Source organism: Aurantiacibacter xanthus, assembly GCF_003584015.1.
Lineage (GTDB): Bacteria > Pseudomonadota > Alphaproteobacteria > Sphingomonadales > Sphingomonadaceae > Alteraurantiacibacter > Alteraurantiacibacter xanthus.
On the sequence record NZ_QXFM01000006.1, the window covers coordinates 19,591 to 32,400 of the forward strand.

Consider the following 12,810-nt stretch of genomic DNA (forward strand, 5'->3'; position numbering starts at 1 on the left):
TACATAGTTACGAGAATGTAACCATCAGACATTTTTAACCACAGCCTGTCATGACAGGACCCGCAAAGCCGAAGGTGTGCACGCCAGAAGGTGAACGGGTGGTCAGAACGAACACGAGAACAAAGCCCAGGAAGGGGTACAGGGAACGGCTGAGACATCTCGTCTGGGCCGGCCTGATCGCACTTATCCTGCAGTTCTCTACCTTGCTCGTTCCGCTCGACCAGCTTTTCAATCTTGCCCAGTACCGGCAGGGTGGTTTCCAGGCCTCGGGACAGATTGCTTTCATCGGCACTCAGAATGACCTGACAGACCCCGCCAATCCTCGCAGACGCGAAGACCTCGCCCGCTTCATAAGCGATCTCGATCGCGCCGGTGCCAAGGAAATCTACGTTGATCTGGTGTTCGACCGCGCCTCGGCAGCGGGGAGCGATGCGGCCCTGCGCGAAGCCCTGCTCGCCACCAGAGGCCGTGCGGTGCTGGTCGACAAGGGACGGACAACGCTCGACGGCACTGCCGAGGTCATGACGAGCATACCAGCCATCAGCAGCGGTGTGGATCAGGTCGGGTCGGTTATATGGACCGATTACATTTACGGTATCGTTTGGATTGCCTATCCAATGCGCTTCTTCCTTGAAGAAGAACCTGATGCGAACACGACATCGACATCGCAAATCCACGGAGACCTTGCGGCCCGTTTGGCTGGTACGTCGGACACCATCGAAAAGCCGTTCTGGATCAGCTACTTCTTCGACCTCGAAACAATCCCGATCTACCGCTTGGAGCGTTTGCTCGACCAGCCCGGGAACTTGAGGCAGTTGGCAGGCAAGAAAGTCATAATTGGAGCCATCGCATCGACCGACGCGATTAAGGCGAATGTACCCGGCCAGCTTGGCGTTCCGCCTTCGATCGTTGATATCTTTGCCGCCGAAACGCTGATGTCAGGCCACACTGGCGGGTTTGACGGCATGGAAATACTAGTTGTTGCGCTGGTACTGATGATCGCCGCTGCACTCGTGCCCAATCGACGCTGGCGCTACGGGGTCTATGCTACGGTCGCACTTTCCTTGCCGCTGGCATATTTCGTGGCAACGCAGTTCGCTATTCGAATGAATGGCGCAAGCGTTCTGATCTTGCTGCTTGCCTACTGCGCCTTCCGCGCGCGCTCGACCTGGAAGAGCAGCTTTACACTAATCGATGCTGACACCGATCTTCCCACCTTCATCGCATTCGAAGGCAATAAGGACATAGCCGAGGCAGTCCCCACGATCATTGTCGCCAAGGTTCATCGGTTCGAAGAGGTGCGCCGCACCCTCCCGCCCGAGCTGCAGTCGGAGTATATCCTGCGCATCATCGCCCGGCTCAAGGCCGCGACGCAGGACGCCACACTCTATATCGGTCAGGGCAACCTGATCGCCTGGACGATGGAGGAGAAAGAGCCGACACTGCTGCGCGACCATCTGGAAGGTCTGCGCGCGCTGTTCGCCTCGCCGCTGATGGTCGGCGACAATGCCATCGACGTCAGCGTCACCTTCGGTGTCGATGTCACTGCCAGCCCCAACGTGGCACGTCGTCTCGCCTCTGCCATTGCCGCCGCGGAGAAAACCAACGAGACTTTCGAGCCCATCGCCATTGCCGATGCCGCCAGCGACGAAGACCTGATCTGGAACATTTCGCTTCAGGCCCGAATCGACGCAGCGCTGGCCAGCGGCGAGATCTACCTGGTCTTCCAGCCCAAGGTCGATGTCGCCACCGGTGCGCTGATCGGAGTCGAGGCCTTGGTGCGCTGGAACGATCCCGCACGCGGCCATATCGCACCGGACCAGTTCATTCGCCAGTGCGAGAATGCCGGTCGCATGAGCCACCTCACGCGTCACGTGCTCACTCACGGCTGTCTCGCGGGACAGGAACTGCAACGCGCCTGCGGCCCGGTGCCAGTGGCGGTGAACATTTCCGCCACGCTGCTGCACGAGCGATCGATCGTGCGGATGGTGCGCGAAGTTCTCTCCGCAACGGGCTACGATCCACGCCTGCTCGTCCTTGAGATCACCGAGACCTACCGCATCGCCGATCTGGACCGCGCGGGGGCAATCCTCGCCGAACTCAAAGCACTGGGCACCAAGATCTCGATGGACGACTTCGGCGTGGGTGCGGCCAGCCTCGAGGCGCTGATGCACCTGCCGTTCTCCGAACTGAAGATCGACCGTCTGTTCATCAGCCGGATGGGCAGCGACCCCAAGGCAATGGGGATTGTGACCAACGTTCTTCACTTGGGCAAAGACCTGGGAATCACCGTCGTTGCAGAGGGGGTGGAAGACCAGAAAACCCTGCAGATGCTACGCGATTCGCAGTGCCCAGTGGCGCAGGGCTACGGAATCGCCCGCCCATCCAGCCTTGAGGACGTCATTATATTTCAGGGACTTGCGTCCCAGAGCGCAGCCTGAATATAGTTAAAACTTTACAAAGATCTATGGTTAACGCTACATAGCCCTTCGCTAAACGAAGGAGTATTAATCATGGGTGCCAGTGTCTGGGACCGCCTTTTCGGTGGCAAAGCAATCGGCTGATTGGCCGACAATCATAAATTTCGAAAAGGGGCGCTCCGGCGCCCCTTTTCTTTTGCACGCATCCCTGAGAGGAAGCGCCCAGCGCAGCCTTAGCTGCGCACGTCCGCCAGCACTGCCGCGCGCAGTTCGTCCAGGCCCAGTCCCTTCTCCGAACTCGTCAGGTGCAGCTGCGGATGCGCCGCCGGATGGCGCCGCATCTCTTCGGACACTGCCTGCGCCACCGCCTCCAGCTCGCTCGCCTTGATCTTGTCGGCCTTGGTCAGCACGACGCGATAGCCAACGGCGGTCTCGTCGAGCATCTTCATCATCTCGCGGTCGACATCCTTCAGCCCGTGGCGGCTGTCGACGAGCACCAGCGTGCGCTTCAGCACCGCCCGGCCCTTGAGGAAGGTCCGCACCAGCGCGCGCCACTTTTCGACCACCTTCACCGGCGCCTTGGCAAAGCCATAGCCCGGCATATCGACGAGGCGGAACTGGGTCGGCTCGCCCACCTCGAAGAAGTTAAGCTCCTGCGTGCGCCCCGGCGTGACCGATGTGCGCGCAATCGCCCGCCGCCCGGTCAGCGCATTCAGCAGCGACGACTTGCCGACGTTCGAGCGCCCGCAAAAGGCGACCTCGGGAAAGTCGCCAGCGGGCAGGAACTTGAGCTGCGGCGCGCTGAGCAGAAACTCCACCCGGCCCGAAAACAGCTTCGACGCCTCGCGGGCGAGGTCTTGTTCTTCCGGGGTCACCCTTTGGCCTTTTCGCGTTCGGCCGCCTTGGCTGCCGCTTCCTTCTCCGCCATCTCGCGCATCTGCGGGTTCTTCGCGTAGAGATACTTCTGCTGCGCGATGGTGAGAATGTTCGAGGTACACCAGTAGATCAGCAAGCCAGCTGCGAACGGCGCCATCACGAACATCATGATCCACGGCATAAAGGCGAATATCTGCTGCTGCGTCGGGTCCATCGCACTGGGGTTGAGCTTGAACTGGAAGTACATCGTGCAGCCCAGCAGCAGCGCCAGCGGGCCAATCGCGAGGAAGCCCGGCGGCGTGAAGTCGAGCAGCCCGAACAGGTTCAGGAAGTGCAGCGGATCGGGCGCCGACAGGTCCTTGATCCAGCCGATGAACGGCTCGTGCCGCATCTCGATGGAAAGAAGCAGCGTCTTGTAGAGCGCGAAGAAGATCGGGATCTGCAGGAAGATCGGCAGACAGCCCGCGAGCGGATTGACCTTCTCTTCCTTGTAGAGCTTGGCCATCTCCTCCTGCAGCTTGGCCTTGTCGTCCTTGTAGCGTTCCTGCAGCGCCTTCATCTTGGGCTGCACGACACGCATCTGCGCCATCGACTTGAACTGCTTCTGCGCAATCGGGAACATGATCCCGCGCACGATCAGCGTCAGCAGGATGATCGCCACGCCGAAGTTCTTGGTCAGATCGAACAGCGCGATCAGCACCTGCCAGATCGGCCAGGCGATAAAGCGGAACCAGCCCCAGTCGATCGCGAGGCCGAACTTGGTCACGCCCTGGTCCTGATACATGTCGAGCACGGCGCTTTCCTTGGCGCCCGCAAACAGCCGGGTGGTGCGCGACAGCTGCTGGCCCGCAGGCAGGTTGACCGGCGCATAGAGCAACTCGGCGCGATAGACGCCCCTGTGCTCCTGATATTCGCCGCGGGTCTGGCTGCGGAAGGTGCTGGTGGCGCTTTCGCCGTCCGTCGGGATCAGCGCGCTCATCCAGTAGATGTCGGTGAAGCCGACCCAGTTCGTGCGCCCCTCAACGGTGACCGAACCGGCGTTGGCGACGTCCTTGTAGTTGGTCCCGAAGTCGACCGCGTTATCGTGCGCGCTGATCGGGCCGGAGTGGACGTTGAAGGTGTCCTTGCTGGCATTGGCGTCGGTGCGCACGATCATCGCATAGGGACGCAGCGCGAGGGTGCTGCCGCTGGTGTTGGCGACCGTCTGGGTAACGTTGATCATGTAGTGATCGTCGATGGTGAACTTCTGGCGGAAGCTGAGCCCCGCGCCGTTGTTCCAGCCGAGCGTGACCGGGGTCTTCTGCGTCAGCTTGTCGCCTTCGATCACCTGCCAGCGGGTTTCGGCATCGGGCAGGCTCACGCCATCGCCCAGCCAGCGGAACTGCGCATACTGCTGCCCCGGTGTGCCGGCAGGCGCGAACAGGCGGACGGGGCCCGAATCCTTCTCCACCGCCTGCCGGTGCGTGGTGAGGTCGATATCGTCGATCCGCGCGCCGACCGGATTGATCGAACCGACCACCTCGGCTGCCTCGATCGGAATACGGCCCGGCGCGGCAATCGCCTCGTCGAGATCGACCGTCACGGCGATATCGCTCACCGCGTCGCCTGCGATCCGCTCCTGCGGCACGTCCTCGCGCGAGGCCATGTTGGCGGGCACGTCCTTCTCGGGCTCGGGGAAATAGTGCCGCATGGCAAAGTCCCAGCCGAACAGCAGGACCGCGCTCAGCACCACGGCGAGAATCAGGTTACGTTGATTGTCCAAGGTCTCGTCAATTCCGTCGCTATATCTTGGTCATGGCACAGGATCGTGCCCATGCCCGCCCCAGGGATGGCAGCGCATTAGCCGCGAAATCGTCAGCCATCCACCCCTCAAGGCACCATGCTTCTCCAGCGCCTCGATCGCGTACTGGCTGCACGAAGGCTGAAAGCGGCAGGAGGGCGGCAAAATCCGGCTCGGCCCGAGCTGCCAGCCGCGCGCGATAAGGATAAACAGGCGCTTCACTTGCGCGCGCCCCGGCCAGTGCTGCGGTTGCCCTGACGCGGCCTGCGCGGCGGATCGCCCTTGCCGGCGGCGGCACGGGCAAGCGCCTCCTCCAGCTCTGCGCCCAGGCGCACAAAATCGCGCTCGACCCCGCCGTCGCGGCCGATCAGCACATGATCGTGGTCGGCCAGCCCATGCGCGGGCAGCGCCGCACGCAGCAGCTCGCGGAAGCGGCGCTTCATGCGGTTGCGCACCACGGCATTGCCAATCTTCTTGGTGACCGTGATGCCATAGCGCTTCCCCTCACCGCCATTGGGCCGCGCAAGCAGCACAAAGCCGGGCCGCGCCACGCGCAGCCCCTTGTTGGCGGCAAGAAAATCCGCCCGGCGGGTGAGGACCGAAATGGTCATGACAGGAAAGATAGGATGCGCCCGATCAAGAGTCACGAATCGGTAGCGCAAACCAAAACGGGCCCGATGGGGCCCGCAAGGTCGACCGACCGCCCGCAGGCGCCCCGAAGCGGAGCGAAGGGGGCGGCGCCGAGGATGTGCGCCCGGATGGGCGCACGCAGGAAAATCAGGCCGAAAGCTTGTTGCGACCGCGACGACGGCGGGCGCGCAGGACCTTGCGGCCACCGACAGTAGCCTTGCGGGCGAAGAAACCGTGGCGGCGAGCACGCACGAGGTTGCTCGGCTGGAAAGTGCGCTTCATCGTAACTTACCTCGAAAAACGAAAAGAAAAGGGCCGCCAAGCCCTGATTGCTCCGGGGGCGGCCTCTCAATGACAAGGGCGCTTACTGAACGGGCACCCCCGAGTCAAGACGGGCAATGTGCGGAACCGCAGGCAGCGCCAGCATCGGAGCCGGACTATCGGCGACGTCCTGCCCGATCCACTGCGCCATTTCCACCCCGTCGAGCCACAGGGCATCCTCGAACGGCACAGAATTGGTCATGGCGTAGAAGCGCGCGGCCTCTTCGCGGGTCATGCCCATTTCGGTGTAGTAGTCGAGGTAGCGCTGGTGCTCGGGCGAACCGACCGGATAGTCGGCCGCGCCGCGCCCGTTGTAGTCGAGCCAGCCGTGGACGGCGAACTCGGCCCCACGCGCGATGGTGCGGCGGGCACCGGCAAGAAACAGCTCCACCGCGCCCGAACGCACCGATCCACCCGCACTCACACTGGTGGAGATACCGCACGCGCGCAGCAGGCGACCCATCTTGAGGTTGGCAAGATCGTCGAGCGTGCCGGGAGCCTCGACGAAATCGAGCCGCTCGATCTGCGGAAAGGCGGCGAGCATCGCAGCCAGATGCGCGGGCGAGCGGCTGTCGGTGGTGCCGACCAGCGCGGCGGTGTGCGCATCGATCACACGGAAAGGGCCATAGGAGGCGACCGCCTCGTGCTCGACCTGTGCCTGCAACGGCGAGACGAAGCGCGAGGCGCTGACGGGCACCTGCTCGACCCATTCCTCTTCATAGACAGTGGCCCAGCTCTCCGCCTGTCCGGGCGTCGCGACCGTCAGGGCGGTCAAACCGAGAAGTGCGGCAAGAGCGGAGCGGATCATGGCCGCGATGATCGCGCTTTTTCCCCTTACCCATTGCAAAGGGAGAAGGTTGCCGGGCTTTTAACCACGATCCGCTCGACACCTGAGAAACGGGCGTTATCACTTTGAGCACTGGGGGTTGCATGGTCGCATTGGTATCGACGGTCGCCTATCTCGGGCTGGAGGCGCGCAGCGTCGAGGTGCAGTGTCAGCTGGCTGCCGGACTGCCGCGCTTTTCGGTGGTTGGCCTGGCCGACAAGGCCGTGGCCGAAAGCCGCGAGCGGGTGCAGTCGGCCCTTGCCGCGATGGGTCTGTCGCTGCCGCCCAAGCGGATCACCGTGAACCTCTCGCCCGCCGACCTGCCCAAGGAAGGCAGCCACTACGACTTGCCGATTGCGCTGGCGCTGCTGGGCGCGATGGGCGTGCTCGATGGCGAGGATCTGGCCGAATGGGTGGCGGTGGGCGAACTCGCGCTCGATGGGCGCATCGTGCCCTCGCCCGGTGTCTTGCTGGCAGCGCTGCATGCGAGCGAGCAGGATAAAGGCCTGATCTGCCCCGCCGCGCAAGGGGCGGAAGCGCGCTGGGCGAGCGGGATCGCGGTGTGCGCGGCGCCCGATCTGGTCAGCCTGCTCGCGCATTTCCGGGGCGACAGACAGCTGCCCGAACCCGCGCCCGGCCTCGTGGCAGAGCCCGATCACGGCCCCGACCTCAAGCAGGTGAAGGGGCAGGAGAGCGCCAAGCGCGCGCTCGAAATCGCCGCGGCGGGCGGGCACAACCTGCTGATGAACGGCCCTCCCGGCGCGGGCAAAAGCCTGCTCGCCTCGTGTCTGCCGGGTATCCTCCCCCCGCTCACCCCCGCCGAGGCGCTGGAGGTGAGCATGGTCGCCTCGGTGGCGGGGCTGCTCGAAGGCGGGCGGATCAGCCGCACCCGACCCTTTCGCGCGCCGCACCACTCGGCCTCGATGGCGGCGCTGACCGGCGGCGGGCTGCGGGTGCGTCCGGGCGAGGTGAGTCTCGCGCACCTCGGGGTGCTGTTCCTCGACGAATTGCCCGAGTTCCAGCGCGCTGTGCTCGATTCGCTGCGGCAGCCGCTGGAGACGGGCAAGGTCGATGTGGCGCGGGCCAATGCCCATGTCAGCTATCCGGCGCGGGTGCAGCTGGTGGCGGCGATGAACCCGTGCCGTTGCGGTCATCTCGGCGACCCGGCGCTGGCCTGCTCGCGCGCGCCGAAATGCGCGGCGGACTATCAGTCGAAGGTGTCCGGCCCGATGCTCGACCGGATCGACCTGCATGTGGAGGTGCAGCCGGTGAGCGCGATGGACCTCGCCCTGCCCCCGCCCGCCGAGGGCAGCGCCGAGGTCGCCGCACGGGTAGCGCGGGCGCGCGAGGTGCAGGTGGCGCGCGGGGTGCGCGCCAATGCCGAGCTGGAAGGAGAGATGCTCGAACGTTACGCGACGCCCGACGAGGCCGGGCGGCAATTGCTGATGCAGGCGGCAGAAGCGATGCGACTATCCGCGCGCGGCTACACCCGGATGCTGCGGGTGGCGCGCACCGTGGCCGATCTGGCCGGAGCCGATGCAGTCGGGCGGGTGCATGTGGCCGAGGCGCTCAGCTATCGCCGCGCCGCGCCGCGCGCCTGAGAGCCGCTCAGGCCTTCGCGCAGCATTCCTCCGCCACCGGCGCACCGACATCCTCTGGCTCGGCCCAGGCGAGGTCGCCCCATTCGAGCACCCGGTCATCGTGCGCGCGAATCGTGATCGGCGCGATCGGCTGGCGGTCGCGCGCATCGATCAGCACCAGATTGGGCGCGGCATTGTCGGTGTAGCGCAGCCCCCAGTCGCGCAGGGCAAGGATCGCCGGCAACAGTTCGCGCCCCTTTGCGGTCATCCGGTATTCGACCTTGCGCTTGTCGTGCTCGCACCGCTCGCGCGCCAGCACCCCATGGTCGACCAGCCGCGTCAGCCGGTTGGAGAGAATATTGCGGGCAATGCCCAGTTCGCTCGAAAAGTCCTCGAAATGGACAAAGCCGTTGAAGGCCGCGCGCAGAATCAGGAACGACCAGCGCTCCCCCATCACCTCAAGCGCAGCGGGCAGTCCGCATTCACCAATCACACTCAAGGGTTCGCGCAGTTGTGTCATGAGGCTCCTATATCTGCCGACACGTTGCAAAATAAGCACAATCGTGGCGGAACCCCCAGATTGTGACATAAGTGCGTTGCCCAATGCAACCTTTCACAATAAGTAGCGATCCGCAACTTAGTGACTGGAGCCATGATGACACGTCGCCCTCGCCTGATCGCCCTTTCCGCTCTCACCCTGACTGTCGCCGCCGCACCGCAGGCCGCGCTGATGGCGCAGCCGCAAGGCTCGGGTGCGTTCTATGTGGCCGAGATCGCTACGCCTGCAACGGCACCGCGCATGGCCGCAGGCGGCGTGGCCTGGACCTGCGAGGGCACCAGCTGCGTGGCTCCGCGCAGCACTGCTCGCCCCTTGCGCATCTGCCGCGAGCTGAAGCGCAAGACCGGCGCAATCACACAGTTCACGGTCGATGGCGCGCCGCTGGCCGCCGAAGAGCTGGCCCGCTGCAACGGCTGAGGCCAGCGCTTTTCCTAAAGCAGCCCGTGCGCTGCCAGCTCGGCTTCGAGCGCGGCGGCATTATCGAACTGGTGGGCGTGCCAGCCGCGCGCGCGGGCTCCGGCCACATTGTCGGCCCGGTCGTCGATGAAGAACAGCTCGTGCGGGTCGTGGCCGCTGCGCCGCTCCAGCAGGGCATAGATCGCCGGATCGGGCTTCACGCATAGCTCGCGGCCCGAGACGACCACGTCCTGCATCAGGTCGAAGATCGGCGCGGTGGGGCGGAACATGTCCCAGAATTCGGCTCCGAAGTTGGTCAGGCCATATTGCGGCACTCCGCGCGCGGCCAGCGCCTCGACCAGCTGGTGCGTTCCCGCGACGGGGCCGGGAATCGATTCGACGAACCGCTCGGCATAGGCCGCGATCAGCGCGGCATGGCGCGGGAACTGCGCCTGCCGTTCGGGCACCATCTCGGCCAGCGGACGGCCCGCATCGTGCTGGAAGTGCCATTCCTCGGTCACGACATGGTCGAGGAACCAGTCCAGCTCCGCCGGATCGTCGATCAGGCGCGCGAACAGGTGCCGCAGCTCCCACTCGTAAAGCACGCGGCCCACATCCCAAACGACGGCGAGGGGAGCGGCGACAGGAACCTCAGACATAGAAAAAGCCCCCGCTCACGCGGAGGCCATCTCTGTGCGTCCGATCGAAGACCAGCCGACCGCGAACGAATCGCGGTGCGGCCCGCATCAGCCCTGGCGAGCCTTGAAGCGACGGTTGGTCTTGTTGATCACATAGGTGCGGCCACGACGACGAATCACGCGGTTATCGCGATGGCGGCCCTTCAGCGACTTGAGGCTGTTACGAATCTTCATGGCGATCTTTCCAAATGAAAAGGCACCGGAAACCAGAGATCCGGTGCCGCAAAATCTATGGCGGGCGAAATATGGTCGACAGCAGTGAAAGTCAAGCCCAAGCCTGCTAGCGGGTGACGGAACAAGGGCTCGCACGAAAGGTTTGTCTATCATGATCCGGAGAAGCTGCACAATCGTTCTCGCCTGCGCCGGGCTCGCGGCCTGCGCGGCGCCTGCCTATGTGTCGCCGGTCGAGGTGACGCGGTTCGTCGGTGCGGCCCCGGCGCAGCTGGGCACGGGCACCATCTCGGTGGAGTTCGGCCCCGGCCTTCAGCGCTCCCCCAACGAATCGGTCTATCGCACGGCGGTGGAGCGTGAGCTGGCGAGCCTCGGCTACAGCGTGCGCCCCAGCGGCGGCGCGCAGGTGGCGCAGGTCTCGCTCGAACAGTTCGTCGACGATCCCGATGCGGGTCGTCGTCCGGTCAGCGTTGGCGGCGGGGCTTCGGTCGGCAGCTATGGCTCTGGCGTCGGCCTTGGCATCGGGCTCGACCTTACCCCGCGCGCGGCCGAACGGCTCGACACCCGGCTGGCGGTAGCGATTCGCCCCGGCGCAGGGACTGAGAACCTGTGGGAGGGCCGCGCCCAGATGATCGCCAGCGCCAACAGCAACTATGCCGACCAGACCGCCGCCGCCGCGCGGCTGGCCGCTGCCCTGTTCAGCAACTTCCCCGGAATCTCCGGCGAAACCATCCAGGTAGACTAAGCATGACCGACATTCATATCGACGCCGCCTTCGACAGCGGCAACATCGAAGTGCTCGCCATCGACGGCGCCAAGGCCCGTCTGGCGATCAGGCGCGATCATCAGAGCGAGTTCGCCCAGTGGTTCCACTTCCGCGTTGCGGGCTGCGCGGGCCGCGAACTGGTGCTGCGGATCGAGAACCTTGCGACCAGCGCCTATCCCGATGGCTGGCCCGGCTACCGCGCCTGCGTTTCGGAAGACCGCGAATACTGGGGCCGCGCCGATTCGTCCTACGACAAGGCCGATGCCAACGGCACGCTGACCATTCGCTACACACCCGCCAGCGACCTCGTCTCCTTCGCCTATTTCGCGCCCTATTCGCTTGAGCGCCATTTCGACCTCGTCGCCGAGGCCGCCGCCAGCGAGGGCGTGAGCCATCGCCGTCTCGGCACCACGCTCGACGGGCGCGCGCTCGATTGCCTCGAAATGGGCGAGGGCGATTGTCAGGTGTGGCTCTATGCCCGCCAGCATCCGGGCGAATCGATGGCCGAATGGTGGATGGAAGGCGCGCTCGACCTGCTGACCGACCCGGCCGACCCGGTCGCGCGCAAGCTGCGCCAGCTGTGCCGCTTGCACGTCGTTCCCAACTGCAACCCGGATGGCAGCACGCGCGGACACCTGCGCACCAATGCGGCGGGCGTGAACCTCAACCGCGAGTGGGACAACCCGACCGCCGAGCGCGCGCCCGAGGTGCTGGCGATCCGCAATGCGATGGACGCAAGCGGCGTCGACTTCGCGATGGACGTCCATGGCGACGAGGCTATTCCCGCCAACTTCATCGCCGGGTTCGAGGGCATTCCCTCGTGGACCGACAAGCTCGGTGCCGACTACGAGCGCTATCGCGAGCTGCTCGACCGGCGCACGCCCGATTTCCAGCGCAGGCTCGGCTATGAAACCGCGCGCCCCGGTCGGGCCAACCTGTCGATGAGCACCAATCAGGTCGCCGAGCGCTTCGGTGCGGTGTCGATGACGCTCGAAATGCCGTTCAAGGACAACGACGACCTGCCCGACCCCGCCCAAGGCTGGAGCCCCGAGCGCAGCCGCCTGCTGGCGCGCGATTGCCTCGGTACGCTGCTACAATGGCTTGAGGAGCGCGCGTGATTCGATTCGCGCCGCTGGCCGCACTGCTGCTGAGCGCCTGCGCGACCATGCCTGACGCCGCCCCTGCGGTCGAACAGATCGCCTACGAGACCAACAGCTGGGGCCGCGTGGTCTCCGGCTGGGTGGTCGGGCCGGGGGAACAGGGCACCTGGTACGAACGCGTGAACGACAGCGGACAGCCGGGCCCGGTCGGGCCTTACGAGCTGCGCTACCATATGTTCGCCGTCAGCCCGGTGCAGAAGGCCGAGCTGGAGGCTCTGCTGGCGGGCCTGCCCGATCCGGCTCCGAACCCGCGCGACTGCAAGCAGTTCCGCACCGACGATCTCTACGGCACCCTGCGGCGAACCCGTGGCGCGACCACCGAGGAGATCGCCTATAATCAGGGCTGCCGCGACGCTTCGTACCAGCGCTTCATGGCGCAGCTGCTGGCCGCCGATACGCTGGTGGCGAAATGGGGCAAGGCCGCGCCGGTTGCCCGCACCGAGCACTATGCCAGCGACGGGACGCTGGTCGCGCAATAGCCCTCCGCTCCGTTCGCCCTGAAGAGGGCACGAGCGGAAAGCACGCTTGTCGCTGGAGCGGGATGACATAGAAGCCCTTCCCCTTGGGGAAGGGTTGGGATGGGGGTTCCGCCCCAGCCAGCGTCGAACCCCCACCCCCGGCCCCTCC

The 12,810-nt window shown here is 65.1% G+C and carries 15 protein-coding genes; 6 read left to right on the plus strand and 9 right to left on the minus strand.

The window, feature by feature from the left end:
* Positions 1–50 precede the first annotated feature (50 nt).
* Positions 51–2,441, plus strand: coding sequence for an EAL domain-containing protein (locus tag D2V17_RS00845; RefSeq protein WP_119591258.1), 2,391 nt, complete (start codon positions 51–53; stop codon positions 2,439–2,441).
* 212 nt (positions 2,442–2,653) lie between these two features.
* Here the strand turns inward: D2V17_RS00845 and yihA are convergent, their stop codons facing one another.
* The 6 genes from yihA to D2V17_RS00875 all read right to left on the minus strand — a co-directional run bounded on the left by yihA (position 2,654) and on the right by D2V17_RS00875 (position 6,835).
* The gene (yihA, locus tag D2V17_RS00850) at positions 2,654–3,295 is read right to left on the minus strand and encodes a ribosome biogenesis GTP-binding protein YihA/YsxC (protein WP_119591259.1); all 642 of its coding nucleotides are present in this window, start codon (positions 3,293–3,295) and stop codon (positions 2,654–2,656) included.
* Complete coding sequence (yidC, locus tag D2V17_RS00855; RefSeq protein WP_119591260.1) at positions 3,292–5,058, minus strand: membrane protein insertase YidC; 1,767 nt, start codon at positions 5,056–5,058, stop codon at positions 3,292–3,294. The genes yihA and yidC overlap by 4 nt, the downstream gene beginning before the upstream one ends.
* Positions 5,059–5,088: 30 nt before the next feature.
* Positions 5,089–5,298 carry a membrane protein insertion efficiency factor YidD gene (yidD, locus tag D2V17_RS00860; RefSeq protein ID WP_119591261.1) on the minus strand — a complete coding sequence of 70 codons (210 nt, stop codon included), beginning with the start codon at positions 5,296–5,298 and terminating at the stop codon, positions 5,089–5,091.
* Positions 5,295–5,687, minus strand: coding sequence for a ribonuclease P protein component (rnpA, locus tag D2V17_RS00865; RefSeq protein WP_119591262.1), 393 nt, complete (start codon positions 5,685–5,687; stop codon positions 5,295–5,297). Before rnpA ends, yidD begins: the two co-directional genes overlap by 4 nt.
* A 166-nt stretch (positions 5,688–5,853) precedes the next feature.
* Positions 5,854–5,988 carry a 50S ribosomal protein L34 gene (rpmH, locus tag D2V17_RS00870; RefSeq protein WP_119591263.1) on the minus strand — a complete coding sequence of 45 codons (135 nt, stop codon included), beginning with the start codon at positions 5,986–5,988 and terminating at the stop codon, positions 5,854–5,856.
* An 82-nt stretch (positions 5,989–6,070) separates the two neighbouring features.
* Positions 6,071–6,835, minus strand: coding sequence for an alpha/beta hydrolase (locus D2V17_RS00875; RefSeq protein ID WP_191229007.1), 765 nt, complete (start codon positions 6,833–6,835; stop codon positions 6,071–6,073).
* Between the two features lie 122 nt (positions 6,836–6,957).
* Between D2V17_RS00875 and D2V17_RS00880 the strand changes: the two genes are divergently transcribed.
* Positions 6,958–8,454, plus strand: a complete 1,497-nt coding sequence (locus D2V17_RS00880) for a YifB family Mg chelatase-like AAA ATPase (protein ID WP_119591264.1) — start codon at positions 6,958–6,960, stop codon at positions 8,452–8,454.
* Between the two features lie 7 nt (positions 8,455–8,461).
* On the opposite strand, the gene D2V17_RS00885 is transcribed toward D2V17_RS00880, so the two are convergent.
* A complete protein-coding gene (locus tag D2V17_RS00885; RefSeq protein WP_119591265.1) occupies positions 8,462–8,953 on the minus strand; it encodes a winged helix-turn-helix transcriptional regulator in 492 nt (163 codons plus the stop codon).
* 135 nt (positions 8,954–9,088) lie between these two features.
* Between D2V17_RS00885 and D2V17_RS00890 the strand changes: the two genes are divergently transcribed.
* Entirely contained in the window at positions 9,089–9,409 is a 321-nt protein-coding gene (locus D2V17_RS00890; RefSeq protein ID WP_147367151.1) for a DUF8200 family protein, read from the plus strand.
* 14 nt (positions 9,410–9,423) lie between these two features.
* Here the strand turns inward: D2V17_RS00890 and D2V17_RS00895 are convergent, their stop codons facing one another.
* Both D2V17_RS00895 and ykgO read right to left on the minus strand, forming a co-directional pair.
* A complete protein-coding gene (locus tag D2V17_RS00895) occupies positions 9,424–10,047 on the minus strand; it encodes an HAD family hydrolase (RefSeq protein ID WP_119591267.1) in 624 nt (207 codons plus the stop codon).
* Between the two features lie 87 nt (positions 10,048–10,134).
* A complete protein-coding gene (ykgO, locus tag D2V17_RS00900; protein WP_004210176.1) occupies positions 10,135–10,260 on the minus strand; it encodes a type B 50S ribosomal protein L36 in 126 nt (41 codons plus the stop codon).
* 151 nt (positions 10,261–10,411) lie between these two features.
* Between ykgO and D2V17_RS00905 the strand changes: the two genes are divergently transcribed.
* Genes D2V17_RS00905 through D2V17_RS00915 form a run of 3 tightly spaced genes read left to right on the plus strand, consistent with a single transcriptional unit; the run spans position 10,412 to position 12,662 of the window.
* Positions 10,412–11,002, plus strand: coding sequence for a DUF4136 domain-containing protein (locus D2V17_RS00905; RefSeq protein ID WP_119591268.1), 591 nt, complete (start codon positions 10,412–10,414; stop codon positions 11,000–11,002).
* 2 nt (positions 11,003–11,004) lie between these two features.
* Positions 11,005–12,141: a M14 family metallopeptidase gene (locus tag D2V17_RS00910; RefSeq protein ID WP_119591269.1), complete on the plus strand. Its 1,137-nt coding sequence runs from the start codon at positions 11,005–11,007 to the stop codon at positions 12,139–12,141.
* Positions 12,138–12,662 carry a hypothetical protein gene (locus tag D2V17_RS00915; RefSeq protein ID WP_119591270.1) on the plus strand — a complete coding sequence of 175 codons (525 nt, stop codon included), beginning with the start codon at positions 12,138–12,140 and terminating at the stop codon, positions 12,660–12,662. The genes D2V17_RS00910 and D2V17_RS00915 overlap by 4 nt, the downstream gene beginning before the upstream one ends.
* Positions 12,663–12,810: the final 148 nt, after the last annotated feature.

Bases quoted from the DNA above. Each gene is read 5' to 3' on its own strand.
- D2V17_RS00845 (WP_119591258.1), top strand. From the start codon at position 51: ATGACAGGACCCGCAAAGCCGAAGGTGTGCACGCCAGAAGGTGAACGG.
- rnpA (WP_119591262.1), bottom strand. From the start codon at position 5,687: ATGACCATTTCGGTCCTCACCCGCCGGGCGGATTTTCTTGCCGCCAAC.
- rpmH (WP_119591263.1), bottom strand. From the start codon at position 5,988: ATGAAGCGCACTTTCCAGCCGAGCAACCTCGTGCGTGCTCGCCGCCAC.
- D2V17_RS00875 (WP_191229007.1), bottom strand. From the start codon at position 6,835: ATGATCCGCTCCGCTCTTGCCGCACTTCTCGGTTTGACCGCCCTGACG.
- D2V17_RS00880 (WP_119591264.1), top strand. From the start codon at position 6,958: ATGGTCGCATTGGTATCGACGGTCGCCTATCTCGGGCTGGAGGCGCGC.
- D2V17_RS00885 (WP_119591265.1), bottom strand. From the start codon at position 8,953: ATGACACAACTGCGCGAACCCTTGAGTGTGATTGGTGAATGCGGACTG.
- D2V17_RS00890 (WP_147367151.1), top strand. From the start codon at position 9,089: ATGACACGTCGCCCTCGCCTGATCGCCCTTTCCGCTCTCACCCTGACT.
- D2V17_RS00895 (WP_119591267.1), bottom strand. From the start codon at position 10,047: ATGTCTGAGGTTCCTGTCGCCGCTCCCCTCGCCGTCGTTTGGGATGTG.
- ykgO (WP_004210176.1), bottom strand. From the start codon at position 10,260: ATGAAGATTCGTAACAGCCTCAAGTCGCTGAAGGGCCGCCATCGCGAT.
- D2V17_RS00905 (WP_119591268.1), top strand. From the start codon at position 10,412: ATGATCCGGAGAAGCTGCACAATCGTTCTCGCCTGCGCCGGGCTCGCG.
- D2V17_RS00910 (WP_119591269.1), top strand. From the start codon at position 11,005: ATGACCGACATTCATATCGACGCCGCCTTCGACAGCGGCAACATCGAA.